The 760-nt window shown below is 43.0% G+C and carries 1 protein-coding gene and 1 pseudogene; one reads left to right on the top strand and one right to left on the bottom strand.

Translation table 11 applies throughout. From position 1 onward, the window contains the following. Positions 1–259: pseudogene (locus F1E73_RS17170) on the top strand (MFS transporter); the annotation flags it as partial. Between the two features lie 110 nt (positions 260–369). Here the strand turns inward: F1E73_RS17170 and F1E73_RS17175 are convergent. Further along, on the bottom strand, positions 370–760 hold a 391-nt coding region (locus F1E73_RS17175; protein WP_262714310.1), incomplete at its 5' end, for an isocitrate/isopropylmalate family dehydrogenase.

Consider the following 760-nt stretch of genomic DNA (forward strand, 5'->3'; position numbering starts at 1 on the left):
CATACAAATGGCCTTCATTAGGTCTGCTAAAGGATCTGAAATGCTTGGAGCATCTATGAACCACAGTGCTTTTAATATGGGAAATGCCTCTGGAGCGTTTTTTGGAGGCTTGCCTATTGCTATGGGGGCCGATTTTACCTCTCCTAGTTTGGTAGGTGCTGTAATGGCAGGTAGCGGGGTGCTTATTGGGATACTGATCGTCCTTAGTAGACGCACTAAAAAGCGAAGGGCAGAGAGGAAATTGGCCTATAATCAGTAGCGCTTATTCAAAGTATAATAGAGGTAACAAAAAAGAGATCCCAATGATAAGTAATATCATTGGGATCTTCATTTTATAGTAGGTGTCTAGCGGTATCCGCTATGACAACTTTAGATATTTTTGGCCAACCAATCACCAATTTCACTGGTTTTATAAGCTTTACCACCATCGGCTAGGTCTTCTGTTACAATTCCCTCTTCTAAGGATTTGTTTACAGCGTCCCTAATGGCCTGTGCTTCTTCCCTAAGGTCAAAATCTTCGAACATCATCGCGGCAGATAGAACTGTTGCCAATGGATTGGCAATGTCTTTCCCGGCTGCTTGTGGGTAAGAACCGTGGATGGGTTCGTATAACTTAGCCTTGGTTCCAACGGAAGCAGAAGGCATAAGTCCCATAGATCCGGAAATTACAGAAGCTTCATCCGTTAAAATATCACCAAATAGGTTTTCGGTAATCATTACATCATAGGAGTTAGGCCATTGTACCAATCGCATCGCCACT

Origin of the sequence: Arenibacter lacus (assembly GCF_008711145.1) — a bacterium.
GTDB lineage: Bacteria > Bacteroidota > Bacteroidia > Flavobacteriales > Flavobacteriaceae > Arenibacter > Arenibacter amylolyticus.